The organism is Pseudomonas sp. G.S.17, from assembly GCF_038096165.1.
Lineage (GTDB): Bacteria > Pseudomonadota > Gammaproteobacteria > Pseudomonadales > Pseudomonadaceae > Aquipseudomonas.
Window position 1 is genome coordinate 18,024 of sequence record NZ_CP151077.1, and the last position, 17,260, is coordinate 35,283.

Genomic DNA, 17,260 nt, shown 5'->3' on the forward strand with positions numbered 1-17,260 from the left:
CGTTGACGCCTCCCTGTGGGTCGGCAGAGGCATCAATCGGCTAAGGCCGATTGCCTCAAGCATCAATCGGCTAGGGCCGATTGACAGGGCACCACGCCCTGCGACGACGCTGCCCCTGGATGATAGAGCCATCCAGGCCCTGCCCCTTCGGGCGGCTACGCCGGTCTTTGCTCAGAGCAACCAACAGCTTTTGGCTGTTGGTGCCTCCCTGTGGGTCGGCAGAAGCCATCACCGGCTATGGCCATTGAGCGCGACTTTGAGTCGCGCAAAGCACGCCCCCTTTACGGGTCGTTCCTATCGGGTGGTGTCTGTCCGATTTTCACCCTGCGCGCGCGTTGCCCTTGCCCAGCCTTCGGCGGGCTCGGCTCGCGCGCTCCGGGTTCAATCTCGTTTTGTGTGGGCCGAACAGTCCGACGCTTTGCCTTTGCCCAGCCTGACGGTGGGCTTGGCTCGCTTCGGACTGGTCAGCCTTCATCCCGCAATCGTAATTTGCGCGCATCGCTGCATCGGCTTTGCCTCGCTCGATGCGCGCAAATTCGTTGCGGGGTTTTTTGTCCGGCTGCTACGTCAGTTCGCAGGGCGATGCACAGCCGTTGGCTGGCATCACCTGCGCCTGTCGTTCGCCCTTGAGTGGAGTAAGTGAGTTTGGAATCTGTCGTAAAAACGTCGCTGGCTGACGGCGGCTGGACGCGCGCCTCGGCCATCGACCGCAGCAAGGATAAACTTGAGTCGGTGATTCGTTGGTTGGGATGGTTTGACTATTCCGACCGGGAAACAATTGCCTCAATGCTGGGTGTTTCAAAGGACGGCCAAAGCGCCTTTTTCAAACGCCTGGAAGAGTCCGGTTTTCTTTGTTCAGAAAACGCCCCAGGGATTCGAAAAGTCATCTACAGCCTGGGTGACGCAGGCTTTGAATATGCACTGATGCTGTTGCCAGAAATAGACCTCAAACGACGCCGCCGTTTGCCTTCATGGGTGTCACTGGTGCACACCTTTTCGGTACAAGCGGCAGTGATCGCGCGACTCGAAAAAATTGAAAGCATCCAGCCGGAAAAAACCCTCAAGCATCTGCGCGCCGTGCGGCTGCCCGACGCCATTTTGAAGATGAAAGATGGAACAACCGTCGCGCTGGAAGTGGAGTTAAATCACAAATCAGGCGCTCGGGTTTACAACATCTTCCTTTCGCACCTCAAGAACATCAGAAACAACAACTACGAGCGGGTGGTTTACCTGTTTCCGAATGACGGCCTTTGCCGGCTGTATCGCGAAAAATACGATCAGCCTCGCTGGCCGATCTACACGGCAAAAGCTGGTAGCACGCGCCTAGTGATGAATGCACAGCAAAGCTTCGACGCTGAACACGTACGCGGCTCTGGCCTTTTCCAGTTCCAAACAGAGGATATGTATTCACTATGACTGCTCAAGCGAACGTCTCGCAGGCTGCACAGCAGCCCACGGATTTGTCCATGGTGGAAACGATCTTTGGTTTCGTTCCCGTGAAAGACGTTGAAGACTGGGATCTTCTGCGACATTACTTTCAACCGATCCTGGACTACTACACCGATCCGGAAATCACTGAGGTTCTGATTAATCGGTTTGACCACATCGAGGTAGAGCGGGGTGGTCGATTGCACCACTTGCCCGATGCGCGTTTTGCATCCGAAGCAGATCTACAGGAATTGATTTTCCAGGTCGCAAATCGCCTGAATCAACTCATCGACGACGAAAACCCGACGATGGATGCCCGCTTCCCTGACGGGTCGCGGTTGTGCTGCACACTGCCAGCGGTCAGCCCGAAAGGCTCAACCGTCACGCTCCGCTGCAAGCCGCGCGATGCATATACGTTCGCTGACTTGGTGCGCTTTGGGGCCCTCACTGGGGAAATGGTCGAGTACATCAAGCAGCGTGTAGAGAGCGCAGACACGATGTTGGTCACCGGCAATACTGGTTCCGGTAAAACCACGCTACTGCGTGCGTGTGGACATTTTATTGACCCGCGTGAAAGGGTCATCACAGCAGAGGACACGGCAGAACTGCATATGGGTGAAATGCTTCCCGGGGTTGTGTCATTGGAGGCGCCAAAGCGCCGTTTGAAGGATGGGCAAAAACCGATCGAACTCGCCAGTCTTATCAAGCTGATGCTCCGGATGCGTCCAGACCGTGGGTGGGTGGGGGAAGTGCGCGATGCAGCAGCTGCGGATGCTGTGGTGCAGCTTTCCAACACCGGCCACACCGGAGGTGCGACGAGCATGCACGCCAATGGGCCTGATGACGCTATCAGGCGCTTTCAATACCTGTTGGCTTCGGCTGGTTTGGTCAGCTATGAGCTAGCGGGCCATCAAGTGTTGAACTCGTTTCAGCTCTTGATTCATGCGCATCGTAGTTATCAGTTCGGTCGGAAAGTCACCCACATTTGCCGAATCGAGAACGAAAAGATCGTTCCGATTTTTCTGTTTAATGAGCAAACCGGCAAGCATGAAAGGGTAGGGGAATGAATAATCCACTGATACAGGATCCGCGCGCCCTTGATCGAATGATCGATCCTGAGCAGTTGTATATGGAATTGCTCGATCAAGGACACGCGAGCGGGGGAGACGATCCGGTCGGTCGATGCATTCAACTTCTGAATGAGGCATTGGCTGGCATGGTGTCGGATGCGGATCGGAAACTGTTCGTAGAAACTGGAGAGCGTATAGATCCGTAAGGGGGGCTTGAAAGTCGCCTCCGGCGGCCAGGGGTGACCCCTGGACGGCATATACAAACCAAGGGCGCGGCCCTTGTTATCTCGATGGGGTCGCCCATGGCTCAGGTGCGCGGGGTGGTGAAGCTACCCCACACACCCTCACGGAGACTGGGGGTCACTGCGCACCGTCAAGCAGAATATGGCCTGTCGGCCAGTCCTGCGGACGCGGAACCCACCCCCAAGGGGTGCGGGGCCCCCGCCATTCAGCCTGACCGCGCTTCGCTCAACGGCGCACCGTGCCCAGGGTGTGGCGGCTACTGGCCTAGCAGGAAACGCTAGCCATGCACGCGCTCACGCTCCGAATACAGCACCTGCTTTAGCAAATGAAAGGCAACGAGGTTGCTGCCCTGTTCCTCAAGCCACGCTTGATGAACCGTTTTGCAGAGCTGGTCGACCTCTGCGAACAACCTGCGGTAATGCTCGACCTCAAGCGTAAGGCGGCGTATATCGCTGCTGGGGTGTTCTGTCCAGATCCGGCGTAGCTCAGCGATGGTAACGGGCTGAAACGGCGGTAACGTGCGACTCATAACGCACCATTTACTGTATATGGAAACAGTAGTATGGCTGGGGTGGGGCGGCAGGACAACCCGATGAATGCAATCAAATCTGACGTGGCCAGGTTGACCAGGTGCGCGGAAATGCAATCAATCGTAAGTCCTGCAGGATCTTCCAGGGCGAGTAAATGCAATCGTTCCCAAAATAAAAATAGGATCAAAGATCCTAAATACCGCTGTCAAAATAGGATCGATGATCCTATAATAGCTGTGTTGGTGGCATGCAGAAGGCCACTCGACTCCGAGCAGGCCAGTCATGCTGGCAACGGGGAACGAGATGAAGCTTTCAGATGTTGCGACCATCCATACGAACTTTCCAGAGGCGCATTTCTGGCTTGTTCGTAGGGGCTCAGCGGAGCGATGCGGCGAACCGGTACGAGAGTTCAACCCTGAACATATCGGCATCCAGGTAAACCGATTAGACCTCTTGCTCCCGGACTATCTCTTTTACGCCTTGATGCACGTTCACCGAGGCGGGTACTGGAAGATGTTAGCGACGGGCACACTGAGTTTGGTCAACATCCGTGTTTCAGACGTTCGTCATATCGAGCTGTCACCACGGTGAAAAGGGGGCCGAAAGGCCCCCGGTCACTGCATTAGGGTTATTTAAGGAGTTGTCATGAAGCCAATTATGGGTTCGCACGAAGCGAAATTGAGGGTGTGACCATGCCACCGGTTCTATTGTTTATGATACTGGCGGGAATGACGTTCGTGCTTTACCCGTTCGTGCATGACTTTGCGGGCTACCTTTTCGCGTATCCCATCGACTGGTTGGGGTGGCCTGGGGCTCTTACGCAAAGTTTTTTATTCAAGGCCAGCAGCGCGCTAGTTTCGTACTTTTTGGCGGGATTCGTGTTCATGTTTATCCGTTGGGTAGCGTCAATACCCAGCCGAAGGAGTGACAATGAAAATTGATCTACCGAGCATTCAAGATCAGCACCGGCTGATTTTCGAAGAGGCTACCAGGGAGGCTGTCGCGCAGTTGCAAGCGAATCTAGAAGCGCCGAGGCTCCCCGCCCAGGACTTAGTAGACGAAAGCCTTTACCCGCGCGCGCACTTGCTGCGCGAGCATGAAGGCTGGGAGGCTCCGGATCCGGTCGTTGTGAAAGCGTATTTCCGGCACTTTCAGGACTTGTTCCCCGATTACGGAACAGACGCCAAGCTGGCCCAGTTACTGGGCCTTAAGAGCGCTGGAGCGGATAGACGAATCAGGGCATTCAAGGACGGCAGCAAGAAGCCGCCTTACGGCGTCTGGAGGCGATTTCTGGTTATGACCGGGCGGGCTCCCCAGGAGGTAATCCGCGTGCTGGGGTTCTTGGCGTAACGATTCGGGAATGATTGCATTCGCGTCCTCGATCGTTGGCGCCGGCATGGCCTTTTGATTGCATTTTGTGCGATATTGAAGCTGTGATCGATGATTTTCGCTGCTTTCTGCACATTTCTGTTCAGGAATGATTCAGTAAAGTGTTCAAGATCGTTCAATTTCTGTTGCATTGTCGTTACAACCAGAAGCAAAATACGCACGCTTTTTGACGGCTTTTTCACAAAACCGTCGCAGGCAAGGGGGAGCGTTAAGCTCCCGCCGTGTCGATAGGTATCATCGGACGATGCCAGATTAACTCTCCGTGCGATCCTTCAGGATCCGGCGCAACTCACCTTTCAGCGACTCGTAGTCACGAATCGCCTCAGGGTTGAACCTAGCGCCGTTCTCAAGTGCGATTTCAAGCAAAGCCCTTATGACCATAGAACGTGATGGTCTTCCGAAAAATTTTTCGGACTGAAGCGGCTCCACCAATCGTTTATCGGTGTCTTCCAGAACGTGAACTGGAAGCGTGATGTTTGTCGGCGTTGACCTGCTCATTCAGTCGCCCCGGCCCGGAAAAACATTGCCTCAGCTTTCGATATGTGTATATATATGCGCATATTGTTGTGCATTTCTCCACAGGGAGTTGTAAACAAATGGGCGAGCATAGAAACCCCAACCTGAAAAATAAAGCGGTATTCACCCAACACCACATGATTTGGGGGATTCCGTCGCGGGTATTCGTGGGCACGCTCTTCTTGACCTTTTTTAGCGCCTTCGTGTTTTGCAAATACTTGCCGCTGTGGATTGGTGTTCCAGCCAGTCTAGTTCTCGCGTTCGTAATCCTCCTTCCGGTGTACCTGATCCATAAAGAAGACCCGGAAGCCTACATCGTCTGGATGCGCAGCATGTTCGCGCCGTCCAGGCTCTCCGCAGGCCGCAGCGTCCGTCGCCGGGTGCTGATCCTCGTTCCCGACTCCGGGGGCGTTCTCAAAGTGAAACCCATATCCCAAGGATTGAAAAAATGATGAATCGTGTCTTTTGGTCGCTGTGCGGCCTCTTCCTGGCACCGGCTGCATTCGCTGCCAACAACGATGTCGATTTGGGCAGTACAGGCGGCGGGCCGCTAGAAGCGTTCTCTGCGTTCATGCAGGAGCTGGTGAACTTCGTTGGTGGCCCAGGTGTTCTGTTCATCGCCTTTGTGTCTGCTGCTGCCGCTGTGAGCCTTTGGGTTGCCGCACCTAAGCAGGGTTCAGCTGCTATGGCTTGGGCGTTCCGCGTATGTGTCGGCGTCATCCTGTTGATGAACATCGCCATTCTGTTGACTTGGCTGCAAGGCTTCTAAACATGACCACAGCGACGACAGCAAAGCTCGCGGGCGAGCCAATCAATGAAATGCTGAACACAGCCGGTCTGTGGAAGGGTTTCGGCCTGACTCACACAGGCAGTTTGATTGGTGGGCTCGAAATGTCAGGAATCGACCCAAAGGGCCTAAGCGATTCAGATCTTGAGCGCTCTACCGTCCTTTTGCGAAACCTGATCCAGACCCAGCACCCCGACACAGTAGTGACTCAGTATTACTGGCACTACGAGGGGGCGCAGGTTGAATTCAAACCTCGCAAAGATCCGCGTAGCAGCATGCTGTCGAAGCAACGCGAGCGGTTTTTGAACGTGGAACGGAACCTCAGTACCAGCCGCCTTTTTTGGATGCTGGACGTTCCGAGCGAAGCCAACATAAACAAATTGTTTACCGCAGCCACGGCCAAAATGCTGTTCACAGCACCATTTGAGCGTTCCGCACGCTCAGCACTTATGGCGAAGTTCAGCAACTGGGGATCTTGGCTTGTAGAGCAAGCCGAGTTGCGGCGTCAGACAGACCTTTTGGACGGCGCACTGGCCGACCTGGACGCGAAGCTCCAGATCGTTTCACCAGATAACACCCGCATGACTCCCGCTGAATTGTGGGCCCAATGCAGGGCTTTGGTGAACCTTCGCCCTGAGTACCTGGAGACTGCAAAAACCGAAACCGTACCATCTGAGGATTGGGATCGTCTGTTGGCTGACGGCGATGTTCATCCCGTTGTTGTTGATGGCCTGGACTGCCTGAAAATTGAAGGCCCCGAGCCGGTGTACGCTCGGATCGCATCTATGGTCGGTTACGGCGGTGAATACGTTCCTGAGGGTATGTGGGGCATGGGTGACAGCAAGCCCATTCTCCAGAAAGGCAATTACCTCATTATGACCAGGGCGCGGCCTCTCTCGATGATCGAGCGAGCGCTGATGCTATCGGGCAAGGAAAATGAGCTGCACCGTAGTCAGATGAAATTCAGCTCCATGCTGAAAGGCGACGATGCGAGCAGTGAGATTGAGCAGAAAATCAACAGCAGCGAGCTTCTGAAAAAGAAAGTGCGCGAGCTGGAGGAAGCTGCCAACTCCCCGGATCGCTACTACAACTACCACTCCCATGTAGTTATTTTCAACAAAGACCCTACCAAGCTACGTGACGCTTGCCGGTTGATGAATACCGCACTCACGCAGAGCGGCTTTAGCGTGGTGTGGGAGTCAGCCGGAATGGTTGACCTGTTCCCAATGCTGATGCCTGGATACGCCAAAAAATGCTTTCGCAGTGCCGAGTTCACATCCTCGCAAGCTGGTGCTTGCTCGATGGTGTACAAGTCGAGCGAAGGCATCAAACAGTGGGGCGAGCAAAAGGAAGAGGCGGTTTACGTCTTTGAAAGTGAAGACGGCACGCCATTTCACTACAGTCCTTTTATTGGCGATAAATGTCTGTCTATCGGCGTTGGCCCTACCCGTTCGGGTAAGACCTTCCTGAAAAACATCATTGCCGCGCACTTCCTGAAATATGGCATCGAAGCCTGCGAGGCGACTGCCACTCAGCCAGCGCGAGAGGCTAAAGGCTCAATCTACGAAGCAATCGACGTGGATCCAGGTTCGGAACCATTGGCGGCATTCTTCAAGGAAGACGGCGGGATTTTCCGAATTCGCAACCCTGAAACCGACCGTGGCGCGAACCCCTTTGTTACCGCCGAAGGGGAATCGGATAGCCACTTCAAACACCACATGCTCAAGCAAGTCCGCATCATGCTGTCGCTCAACGAGAGCGAGGAAATGCGCCGGATCGAACCGTATGAGCAGCAAGAGCTTGACCGTGCGTTAAATGCAACGCTGCGCTTACCGCGTGAGCTGCAACACATGAAAGCGTTCTACAACCATTGCAGTGATGGCCTTAAGGTCAAACTGGCACGCTGGGTTCGTGGCGGCATCTACGGCAACTTATTCGACAATGCCGTTGACGGCATCGGCTCGCTGGAAAAGCGCGTGTCCGTGTACAACTTGGAAGGTGTCAAGGATAAGCCTGAGCTTGCGCAGCTGGTGATGAACGAGATTTTCTATCGAATCATTAAACGTTTTGAAGACCCTAAAAACCGCAGCATCCCCAAATACGCCGAGTTTGACGAAGCTAAATATATTTTCGGCATTCCAGGCACCGTTGATTTAGTAGCTACTAAAGCACGTACTTGGTTCAAGCACTTCGGTGGTATGGGTTTTTGGTCTCAGGGCGTTAATGATTACGGAAACCTGAAAGACTGGGACACGTTGCGTTCTTCTGCATCAACGTGGTGGTTCCTGGCCGACCAGAACATGGACAAGAAGGCTTATAAGAAAGTGTTTGACCTGAAAGACGGCGAATGCGATGCCATCGCTGCACTGATTCCGCGTAAGCAGGCTTATATCATTCAGCGCGAAGCTGGTATCTCTAAAACAGTGAACATTGTCGCAACTAAGCAGGAGTATGTGATTTCTACTAGTCGGCCACATGAAGCAATTATCGTTAATGAAATGCTTGCGAAATATCCAGACATTGACGAAGCGGTTGCGGAAATGGTCAAACGCATTTTCCCGGAGGAATAAAACATGAACTTTAAGGAAAAATTCAGTAAGACTTTTCGGGGTGTGGTCGTTGCTGTGCTGGTAAGCATTCAGCCGGTGACTACTTTCGCTAGCGGCTTTCCGGTCGTGGATATCGCATCCATTGCGCAGGCCGTGGCGGATTATTCAAACCAGTTGCTGCAATACACCGAACAGATGCAGCAAACGATTTTGGAAGAAAGCCAGCTCGCGCAACTGATCCAGCAGTACGAACAAACGATGGTCAGTTACAACCACATGCTGACCCAAATGACGGCGCTGAAACGGATGATGGATCGCCGCGACTGGGAAGGGCTGTACAAAAAGTACGCCAGTGTGATCGACAGCTATCCAGGTTCCTCTATGCCGGACTTCAACTCCGGCAAATGGATCAACAAAGGTAAAGACTTGCAAAAGCTGTATGCGCGGATCGACCGGGCGAAAGACCTGGAGACTGCAATCAGGGCGATCCCGTTCGATGCGAAGTCGGAAACGCGAGCTACCACGTCGTCAGAGCAGAGTTTCGCGCGTGAGCAGCTGGCCGTGGGCCAAAGCTTGTTCGTCGAGGACATGAATGACGAGCTTGAAACTCAAATGACGCGCTACGGCGAAGTGGCTGAAAAGCGTGCTTCGTTGGGCCCTGAGGATCATCTGAAAACGCTCCAGGTCATGGCCGAACAAAACGAGCTGGTGATCGAGGCTGCGCAGCAACAAAACGCGATCAACAACGCACAACTTCAATATTCGAACCAACTGCCAGCGCACATTTTTGCGTTGCAGAACCAGGGACGGATGGCGGCATTGGCCGAAACGAAAGCCAAGTTATCGGAAGACATTGTCGTTGATGAAACGCCTTTGGCCGACTACTGAGTAAGGGGATTACATGAAATATCTAACTGCGCTCGCGCTTTCTCTGTTTGCTCTGTCAGCAGCCGCTGACAGCAAATCCGAAGATGCAGCACGTTCGAAAATGATTCAGGCGGGCATCAAGGTTTGTGATGCGAAGGGCTTCAAAACGGTCGGTGAAAAAGACGCATGCGTCAGCCAGTACACCGAGAAAGCCAACGGCCTGTACCCAGCTCGCGGCACTGACGAGTATTCCCGCAAGCATTACGCAGGACTGAGCAAAGCCGCTGCCGAATCGACCTTGCAGTCGCTCCAGAACGAATGGAAAACCGCCGAGAAGGGCGGCTATTTCAGCGCTCGCCGCAAGCCGGGCGTAGTGAGCAAAAAGGCTGTCGTGAGTGAAGGGTGGTGGATCCAGACCCACATCCTCGGCGCGCGCCAGAGCCAGGACGATCCATGGTTCGTTGAGTGCAAAGGCTTGAAGTCTTCTGGCGTTCTTCGTCGCTGCCCACTGGGTAAAGGGGGCGAGGAGTAATGAACCCTTACCTGATTTCTTTAATCCTGCTGGCAGGCACCATCGCCTCGATTGCTGGGACGATCATCGTAATCAAAGGTCGCCGCCAGGATCGGAAGAATCAGGCGCCGGTAGCAGTCCCGCTGTTCACCCTGAACGCAAACGGTCAGTACGTGGTGGCTGGTCAGACTTTCATCGCGCAACCGCTTGTAGCGCTCCCTGGCGGCTGGAGAGCGAAGCACAAAAAGACGATCGTCCTTGCTCTTTCCATGCTGGCCGCGTTTTGCTCGCCGCTGGTGTTCATGGCTCCAGCAGAGGCCGGACTGTCCCAGGCCATGCGCGGGATCTTCAACGGTGCGTTGAAGGACTTCGTCGACGGCATCATGGGGGATACCGGAGGCGCCGTTTACGGCTTCGCCTGGATGATGTTTCTCGCCGGGTCGGTACTGCTGTTTTTCTTTGAGATAGTGAAGTTCATCTTCAAAGGGCAGGATCCAGAGTCGCATTTTCTGGCGGTTGTTTGGTGGTTCATCACATTCAGCCTTATGACCGGTTACAACTCAGCTACCAGTGCAATTTGGGGTGTGGCGGTTGGTATCTCCAACGGCTACCAGGAGTATTTGGTAGGCAACACGGACAACTTCTTTTTGGCGCAGTGGATTCATAAAGCGATGGCTGCGGTTTCAGCCGAAGATGTTGGCGCCTTCGACACCATCAAACTGATTAGCTATTACTTTTCATGGATGGTCGCCGGGTTCCTGCTCGATCTAATCGCATCGCTCGCGGCTATGTGGGCCGACTTCGGTTATGCCCTGGCGAAAGTGGTCGGATTTATCTTCGTTCCGTTCATGCTTTTGCAGCCAACACGCGCACTGTTTGACGCATGGTTCAAGTTCTTCACCGGCTTCGGGTTTCTGCTCATTGTTCTGAAAGCAACTATGGTTGTCGCCGCCATTTCGGTTAAAGCAGTAGTTGAATCGCTTGGCGTCAGTTTCTCAGGCAATGGTTATGGCGACCCGGCTACGGTAGTTCAAATCGGTTTAGATAACTTGTACATCCTAGGTGATGCGTCCGCGATGCTGATTATCGCTGCATTGTTCGTCCTGTCGTCGTTCGCTTTCGCTTCCGCCCTTGCCGGTGGTTTGGGCAACTTGAGCGGTGGTTTGGGAACAGCGGCCAATATGGCTGTACGAAAAATTTTGAAATAAGGGGTGGTCTATGACAGCCATTGCGGATGAAAAAGAAATTAAGAAAAACAGTGACAGCGAGGTTCCGAAAAAGAACGCTGCGTTGAATGCTGCAAATAACCGTTACCTGCTAATCATCATTCTGTTGTTGCTGGGCCATTTCGTGGAAGGTTGGGTAAATGCGTCCAACTTTTCAAAAGCGCAGAACAACAAAGAAATCGTCTACGTCAAGCTGTACCCGGATGGCACCTCTGACGTTAGCGAATTCAAGCCGGAAGATGAACAGCTCTACTTCCGTTCGACGATTGACGCAGCACTTGAGCGATTCGCAAAAGCTCGCTACGGCCAACAGCCGGAAACCATTCGCCGCAATTACGGTGAAGCAGGCGTGTTTATGTCTGACCCGTTGATGAATGACTTCGTGAGCACTCAGCCAGGGGGCTTCAATGCGAGTCAGAAGGCCGTCGATATTGCGGCAGACAAGAACTCTGATCGGATAGATGTTGAATGGGGCTTTGCAGACCACTACGACCGCATTCCGGCAGTGTTTGAGAAGAAAGCAGGCGAAGTTATCCGGTCGAACGTTTACCTCACTATCACGACCAGGAACGCGGGCGGAATTATCAAAGGCACCCCGGAGAAAAAGATTCTCCGTGTGCAATGGCGCCTGTTGCCGAAAAAGGCATTGGCAGAGAAGAAAATGGATTGGTTACGAATTAACCCTATCGGTCTTGAACTGGTCGAGTACGACTTGATTGACGATCCGGCAGGCTACAACAGCGCAGAGGTCAAAGCACAATGAACAAGTTAATCACCAACGTAGGCACAACCGTTTTGCTGCTGGCTGCTGCTGTATCCGCAGAAGCCGCAACTTGCCGTGTTATTCACTGGAAGCCTGATTCGGTTTTGCAAATCAATACCGCAATGAATTTGGGTACTCGTGTTGAGCTTCCAGCGGACACCATCACGGATCCGGTTTCCAGCTCCACGCTTTGGGACACGGAAGGCGCATCGAACCAGATCGTCATCAAGCCGAACAGCAATGAGCCACTGGGGGAGTCCGCCGTCATCCGCGCCTGGACTTCGGACGGCAACTCCTATGACATCATGGCGAATCGCGTAGCAGCCGCGAAGAACGACATTTGCGTCAAGATCGTAGCGGACGGCATGTTCTTCACCCCTGGCGCACGCGCTGCGCTTAGCGCTCAGTCGTCCAACATGGCTCAGGGGGCGGCAGCAGCAGGGGTGCAGGCTCAGCAGTTGCAACAGCAGCTGGCCCAGGTGAAGCGTCAGGCCGAGGACGACAAGAAGAAAGCCGTTATGGAAGCGCTGCGCCGGTTCCGCTACCACGTTTACACCCGTTACAGCTGGGATCAGGGTAAAGGCTTCGCGGCTCAGAACATCATTTCGGACGTGTACGACGATGGTCGATTCACTTACATCCGCTTGAACACTCCGAACCGTGGCCTACTTTCCGTTGAGACGGAAGTTGGTGAAAAGAACGCCGTTGTACCTACTAAGTACGACGACGCTTACGGTATGTATGTTATCTCGGGCATCTACCCAAGTTTCACCCTTAGAGCTGACGAAGCGAAGATCAATATTTCGCGGGCCGATAGCAAAACTCACGGCGAGTTCTAAGGGGGATTTATGACAGAAGAATCATCGCCTCGGGTTGAGGAAAAACCCGCGACACATAAAAGGAAGGTTCAACTGTGGTTATGGGCCTCGGCTGGTGTAGTGCTGACGCTGTTGTTGGTACTGACCGCGATGAACATCTATCAAAAGATGAATGGCGGACTTACTAAAACACGGCCAGAGCCTGCCCCTGTAGCTGGTTCCAAACCTGGGAGCGATAAGCAGGATCAGTTCAATCAACTGTTGAGCAACCGGAAGCCTACCGTCCGCTCCGAAATCGAACCGGCTCCGGCTGGGTCGTTGGAGGAACAGCTCAACAACATCAAAGGCGGCGCTGCTCCAGCTGCTAAAACTGGGCGCCTCGGCGGGCAGGAAGGGGAGAACGACACCGTTTCGATGGAAGAGAAGTCCCTCCGCCAGTGGAAGGCCCGCGAAGCCCTTCGCGCCTTGGATAGCGCGAAAACCAAGTGGGGCCTTGAGAAGGTGAGCAAGTCGGGGTCAGCGGCATCCAGTGGGGCTCATAGCTCACCAGCGCTGGCTAACGCACCGGCAGCGGCTAGCGGCGATATGAATGCACAGATCGCGCAACTCAACAGGCCGTTCACCGAAGGCGCAAGCCTGGAGCAACGCCGCGAAGAGGTTCGTCAGCGGATCAACGAGGCTCAGAAGCTGCGCGCGTCTCTTGCAGCCAATGGCGCCGCTGGGTTGCCCCAGTCGGGCCCACGTCCGATGGATCGCGTGCAAGTTCGGCAAGACCTGCAACAAGTGTCGTCAGGCTTTAACAAACCGCCTGAGAACGTAGTCGGCTACACCGAGGACAATCAGTACAACGCTGATATCGCGGGCAAAATGAAAATGCCGCCCGGAACGGAAATGACGGTTACGTTAACGAAGAAAGCGATTTCCGATTACATGAATTCTTCGCTAAAGGCCATTGTTAACCGCGACGTTTACGACATTACTCGCCAGTACGTTCTTGTTCCGAAAGGCACAGAGATAAATATCGGCATTCTGCGAGTTCGTAACGTCAACGAAGCAATTTCTAATCGCATGGCGTTCATGGTCAAAAACGCAGTTCGACCAGACGGCAAAGTCATCGACTTTACCAAGTCGGCATCGGTTGCCGACCGCGAGGGCGTAGGCGCTATTGAAGATCAGACCGACTATCACTTCATGGCGCAGTTCTTGGGTGTTGCAGCGTACGCGCTGGTAGGAACTCAGAGCAGCTATTCAGGTACTGGCGATAAAGAAGGTAGTTATGCCGGTGATGTTGGAGAGAATAGCCGCGAGCAGTTTGCACCGCTGGTTCAGAAGTATTTGAACATTGTCCCAACTCAAACAATTCGCCCAGGACAGAGCATGCAAATTGTCCTTGAGAAAGAAGTCTACATCGAACCTTGGAGCGATCTTTATGCGAAATATGTTGATTAAAACACTGTGCGCTTTGGCATTCGTTCCAATGGTTTCTTTTGCCCAGGACGCGAAGACAGCGAAGCCTTACATCATGGATCCGCTGTCGCTGTACGCGCGCACCGTCTACCCGGAAGACGCTAAGACCGTGGGTGACGCTGCACGTTATCTGCTGGAGCCAACAGGCTATCGACTGGTGACGAACTACCCGGCGCCGAATGATGCCGTCTCATTGGCAGGGGAGCGCATCCCTCCCATTGCGAAGGTTCACCGCACCATGCCGATTATTGATGCGCTGCAACTGCTGATCGGTACAGATCATTGGATTGTGATTGATCGCAATCACAGGCTCATTTCGTTCTCGGAGAAAAAGTCGTGATGAAAACTATTTTGCTGATTAGTGCAATCGCCGTCTTAACGGGTTGCACATCGACAAGCGTTGTAGGCACTGGTGACTTTTTCAATCTGAACAGCCGCAACGTTGTTTACCGTGACCTCACTCGGCCTGTGAGCGTTGATAATGAGCCGGAGCAAACGAACTATGTCGTTCTTCCAGCCGCAACTAAGTAAGACGCTGATCGTGTGTTCGCTGCTCCTGGGCATGACTGCCCAGGTCAGCGCAGCCGATGCAGAAGCGCCGAATACTGACGAGCTTTACGAGTACTTGTTTCCGGAGGCTCGCGGATCGGCGCACGTCGCCGCAGCCCCTAGCGCAGTGCCTGGGGCTTCGGCCCCGGCGCCGCGACCAATGTCCGCGTTCCGCGATCAGAATCGCCGCGCGAGCTGGTCAGAAGACCAGATCCAGGCAATGAAAGGGGCATTCAAGGCCAAGGAACCGGCACCGGTTGAGCGTCAGATTGCCGGTGCCGTTGCTGTACCGGCTCAGTCGAGCCCGTTCGACGCTGCATCGGTCAGCTTGGGAGACAGGCCTTTCGCGGATCTGATCCAGGTGTACGCAGCGAAACGCAATCTGAACCCGCGCCTCGTTAGCATGATGGTTAAGCAAGAATCCCGCAGCGACCCGAACGCCATTAGCCCCAAGGGGGCTCAAGGGCTGATGCAGCTCATGCCGGATCTGTCGAAGCAATTCAACATCGACCCGTTTGATCCGGAAATGAACATCAAAGTCGGTACCCAGTATTTCGCTGATTTGCTCGCGAAATACGGGCAAGTCGAACTGGCTCTGGCTGCGTACAACGCAGGCCCTGGGGCAGTCGATAAATACGGCGGCATTCCGCCGTTTTCCGAGACGCAGAACTACGTCAGCACGATCATGGCGGGTGTCGCGCAGCTGGAGGCGAACAATCAATGAAACGGCTAATTCTGCTGGGGCTATTGGTATCTGGAAGCGCGTTCGCAGGTAGCGAATTCGACTTCGATTACAACGACAAGAACGACATGCGCGGTGCTTACAAAATGTGCGCTACCACGGGGTTTACTCAGGGCGACTGCCCGAAGGTTTATCAGAAGTGCTGGCAGCCTCCGATGATCTACCGCAAGAAGCATAAGACCAAAACCTATTGCGTCGACGCACCTAGTTTTAGCGTCAGCGACAGCGACAAAGATCGCTACCTGGACGAAGGCGCACGGCGAGCCAACGAGAATTCCGACGAGAATTCCGATTCCGATCAGTAAAGCTTTTTGAAGTAGGCCGCTTGCGAATTTCGCCTAGCGGTTGCGTCACCTGCTTAGTGGTGGGGGGCCGGGGCATCCGGCAGCAAGTTGTAGACCGCAAACAGGTTCTGTCAGCGGTCGCGTCACCTGCTTAGTGGTGAGCTGGCCGGGGCATCTGGCACCAAATTCAAGTACCAAAACATTCAATGACGACACCGAGGGACACACCGATGGCAACTGAAACCAAAGCAAAAGTCCGTTACGACGCTCTGATCCCACACGAATACAAATCCGGCGAAGAGACAAAAACCGCCTGGACGAAGGTCGGTGCCGCATTCCCGACAGCGGACGGGAAGGGCTTCAATGTGGAGCTAACGCCGAACATCGCCGTCAGTGGTCGCATCGTTTTGCGTGTGTACGAACCAAAGCCACAACCAGCAGCAGAGTAAGGCCCGCCCAGGCCCGCTAACGCGCGCCAGGGCACGAACATGCGTTACCCGTCACGAAGAGCGGTCAAGGGGTTGGAGCGGCCCGCAGCGAAGCGAGGACACGGCCCCTTGACGGCTAGAAGTGGCAGCAGCCTCCGCTAGGGAGGCTGGGGAAGGCTTCACCCCCCAGCTTCCCGACGCCTCGCGGGCAAGAGCGGGTTTGGAGAGAAGGCGCCGAAGGCGTCGCGAGAGGCGGGCAGAGCCCGGCCTCTTGAAAGACAGACAGCTTAGTTTGATTGCATTTCCGCGCACCTGGTCAACCTGGCCACGTCGCAATTGATTGCATTCCGGCAGCAGAATCGGATTAAGGACAGACAGTGCGTTTACTTTTGTTGAAGCAGCTAGCCAGCGCGGGCGTTGTCGCCAGTGTCGCCGTAGAACCGGCTCCCGATGCTCCCGGCCAATGGGTGCTTAACGTCACCAAAACCGATGGCGAAACCATCCCTGTGAGCATTGCAGGCGATGGTAGCCGCGTGAAGCACTACGTCAGACTGACCGCTGCGCTGATGGATGCCCATCGGCTGGGCGCGCGGGAAGTCGTGACCCGACTCCCTGAGGATTTTGAGCTGAATTATGGCGCGCGTAGCGCGGCACGGAAGTAGGGCGGCCTTACATAAAATCCAAATTTCTGCATCTGGCGTCCCGGAAAAGCCCGTCGAAATGGCTTTTTCACTGCACGAATTGCTTTTTCGTGCAACGACGCTTAGGCTTGAGTCGTTATTACCAACGATTTTGAGGGCGTGATGGCCGTGGATATCGCTGCAATGCGCAAGCTGTTCAAGGACGGTGTCTTGAAAGAGGCCATCGTCGCACCCGAGGCTCTGTTGCCAAATGGCGAAGCGTCGTGGGTGCTTACGGTTGTCCGTACTGATGGATCGCGGGAGTGGCGGGAATACATGACCTTGGCGCGCTCAGATGAACGCAAAATCTACAAGAGTCTTGATTCTGTTCATGCCGATGCAAGAAAGGTGGGTTTTATGGAAGTGAGAACGCTGGTGGCATAAAGCAAATTGCAGAAACCAGAAAGCCCGGC

General features: G+C 54.3%; 22 protein-coding genes. 21 read left to right on the top strand and 1 reads right to left on the bottom strand.

The window, feature by feature from the left end:
* Positions 1 to 639: 639 nt before the first annotated feature.
* The 6 genes from AABC73_RS29225 to AABC73_RS29250 all read left to right on the top strand — a co-directional run bounded on the left by AABC73_RS29225 (position 640) and on the right by AABC73_RS29250 (position 4,621).
* Complete coding sequence (locus AABC73_RS29225) at positions 640 to 1,416, top strand: hypothetical protein (RefSeq protein ID WP_341524370.1); 777 nt, start codon at positions 640 to 642, stop codon at positions 1,414 to 1,416.
* Positions 1,413 to 2,495: an ATPase, T2SS/T4P/T4SS family gene (locus AABC73_RS29230; protein WP_341524371.1), complete on the top strand. Its 1,083-nt coding sequence runs from the start codon at positions 1,413 to 1,415 to the stop codon at positions 2,493 to 2,495. The genes AABC73_RS29225 and AABC73_RS29230 overlap by 4 nt, the downstream gene beginning before the upstream one ends.
* The gene (locus AABC73_RS29235) at positions 2,492 to 2,704 is read left to right on the top strand and encodes a hypothetical protein (RefSeq protein WP_341524372.1); all 213 of its coding nucleotides are present in this window, start codon (positions 2,492 to 2,494) and stop codon (positions 2,702 to 2,704) included. Before AABC73_RS29230 ends, AABC73_RS29235 begins: the two co-directional genes overlap by 4 nt.
* Positions 2,705 to 3,066: 362 nt before the next feature.
* Positions 3,067 to 3,225, top strand: a complete 159-nt coding sequence (locus tag AABC73_RS29240) for a hypothetical protein (protein WP_341524373.1) — start codon at positions 3,067 to 3,069, stop codon at positions 3,223 to 3,225.
* 349 nt (positions 3,226 to 3,574) lie between these two features.
* Positions 3,575 to 3,862 (top strand): hypothetical protein, encoded by a 288-nt coding sequence (locus AABC73_RS29245; RefSeq protein WP_341524374.1) that lies wholly within the window; start codon positions 3,575 to 3,577, stop codon positions 3,860 to 3,862.
* Between the two features lie 339 nt (positions 3,863 to 4,201).
* On the top strand, positions 4,202 to 4,621 hold the full coding sequence (locus tag AABC73_RS29250) for a hypothetical protein (protein ID WP_341524375.1): 420 nt from the start codon (positions 4,202 to 4,204) through the stop codon (positions 4,619 to 4,621).
* A 291-nt stretch (positions 4,622 to 4,912) separates the two neighbouring features.
* On the opposite strand, the gene AABC73_RS29255 is transcribed toward AABC73_RS29250, so the two are convergent.
* Positions 4,913 to 5,158, bottom strand: coding sequence for a hypothetical protein (locus tag AABC73_RS29255; RefSeq protein ID WP_341524376.1), 246 nt, complete (start codon positions 5,156 to 5,158; stop codon positions 4,913 to 4,915).
* 98 nt (positions 5,159 to 5,256) lie between these two features.
* Between AABC73_RS29255 and AABC73_RS29260 the strand changes: the two genes are divergently transcribed.
* The 15 genes from AABC73_RS29260 (at position 5,257) to AABC73_RS29330 (ending at position 17,231) form a co-directional block, all read left to right on the top strand.
* The gene (locus AABC73_RS29260) at positions 5,257 to 5,628 is read left to right on the top strand and encodes a VirB3 family type IV secretion system protein (RefSeq protein ID WP_341524377.1); all 372 of its coding nucleotides are present in this window, start codon (positions 5,257 to 5,259) and stop codon (positions 5,626 to 5,628) included.
* Entirely contained in the window at positions 5,625 to 5,945 is a 321-nt protein-coding gene (locus AABC73_RS29265; protein WP_341524378.1) for a hypothetical protein, read from the top strand. Before AABC73_RS29260 ends, AABC73_RS29265 begins: the two co-directional genes overlap by 4 nt.
* A 2-nt stretch (positions 5,946 to 5,947) precedes the next feature.
* Complete coding sequence (locus tag AABC73_RS29270) at positions 5,948 to 8,533, top strand: hypothetical protein (protein WP_341524379.1); 2,586 nt, start codon at positions 5,948 to 5,950, stop codon at positions 8,531 to 8,533.
* 3 nt (positions 8,534 to 8,536) lie between these two features.
* The gene (locus tag AABC73_RS29275) at positions 8,537 to 9,400 is read left to right on the top strand and encodes a hypothetical protein (protein ID WP_341524380.1); all 864 of its coding nucleotides are present in this window, start codon (positions 8,537 to 8,539) and stop codon (positions 9,398 to 9,400) included.
* A 13-nt stretch (positions 9,401 to 9,413) separates the two neighbouring features.
* Positions 9,414 to 9,911 carry a hypothetical protein gene (locus tag AABC73_RS29280; RefSeq protein WP_341524381.1) on the top strand — a complete coding sequence of 166 codons (498 nt, stop codon included), beginning with the start codon at positions 9,414 to 9,416 and terminating at the stop codon, positions 9,909 to 9,911.
* Complete coding sequence (locus AABC73_RS29285) at positions 9,911 to 11,098, top strand: hypothetical protein (protein WP_341524382.1); 1,188 nt, start codon at positions 9,911 to 9,913, stop codon at positions 11,096 to 11,098. The genes AABC73_RS29280 and AABC73_RS29285 overlap by 1 nt, the downstream gene beginning before the upstream one ends.
* Positions 11,099 to 11,108: 10 nt before the next feature.
* Complete coding sequence (locus tag AABC73_RS29290) at positions 11,109 to 11,879, top strand: hypothetical protein (protein WP_341524383.1); 771 nt, start codon at positions 11,109 to 11,111, stop codon at positions 11,877 to 11,879.
* On the top strand, positions 11,876 to 12,718 hold the full coding sequence (locus AABC73_RS29295; protein ID WP_341524384.1) for a TrbG/VirB9 family P-type conjugative transfer protein: 843 nt from the start codon (positions 11,876 to 11,878) through the stop codon (positions 12,716 to 12,718). Before AABC73_RS29290 ends, AABC73_RS29295 begins: the two co-directional genes overlap by 4 nt.
* 9 nt (positions 12,719 to 12,727) lie before the next feature.
* The gene (locus AABC73_RS29300) at positions 12,728 to 14,146 is read left to right on the top strand and encodes a TrbI/VirB10 family protein (RefSeq protein WP_341524385.1); all 1,419 of its coding nucleotides are present in this window, start codon (positions 12,728 to 12,730) and stop codon (positions 14,144 to 14,146) included.
* Positions 14,127 to 14,504: a hypothetical protein gene (locus AABC73_RS29305; protein ID WP_341524386.1), complete on the top strand. Its 378-nt coding sequence runs from the start codon at positions 14,127 to 14,129 to the stop codon at positions 14,502 to 14,504. Before AABC73_RS29300 ends, AABC73_RS29305 begins: the two co-directional genes overlap by 20 nt.
* A 162-nt stretch (positions 14,505 to 14,666) precedes the next feature.
* Positions 14,667 to 15,437 carry a lytic transglycosylase domain-containing protein gene (locus AABC73_RS29310; protein ID WP_341524387.1) on the top strand — a complete coding sequence of 257 codons (771 nt, stop codon included), beginning with the start codon at positions 14,667 to 14,669 and terminating at the stop codon, positions 15,435 to 15,437.
* Positions 15,434 to 15,760 (top strand): hypothetical protein, encoded by a 327-nt coding sequence (locus tag AABC73_RS29315; protein ID WP_341524388.1) that lies wholly within the window; start codon positions 15,434 to 15,436, stop codon positions 15,758 to 15,760. The genes AABC73_RS29310 and AABC73_RS29315 overlap by 4 nt, the downstream gene beginning before the upstream one ends.
* 209 nt (positions 15,761 to 15,969) lie before the next feature.
* Positions 15,970 to 16,188 (top strand): hypothetical protein, encoded by a 219-nt coding sequence (locus tag AABC73_RS29320; protein WP_341524389.1) that lies wholly within the window; start codon positions 15,970 to 15,972, stop codon positions 16,186 to 16,188.
* A gap of 356 nt (positions 16,189 to 16,544) precedes the next feature.
* A complete protein-coding gene (locus tag AABC73_RS29325) occupies positions 16,545 to 16,829 on the top strand; it encodes a hypothetical protein (protein WP_341524390.1) in 285 nt (94 codons plus the stop codon).
* A 141-nt stretch (positions 16,830 to 16,970) separates the two neighbouring features.
* On the top strand, positions 16,971 to 17,231 hold the full coding sequence (locus AABC73_RS29330; protein ID WP_341524391.1) for a plasmid replication protein RepB: 261 nt from the start codon (positions 16,971 to 16,973) through the stop codon (positions 17,229 to 17,231).
* Positions 17,232 to 17,260: the final 29 nt, after the last annotated feature.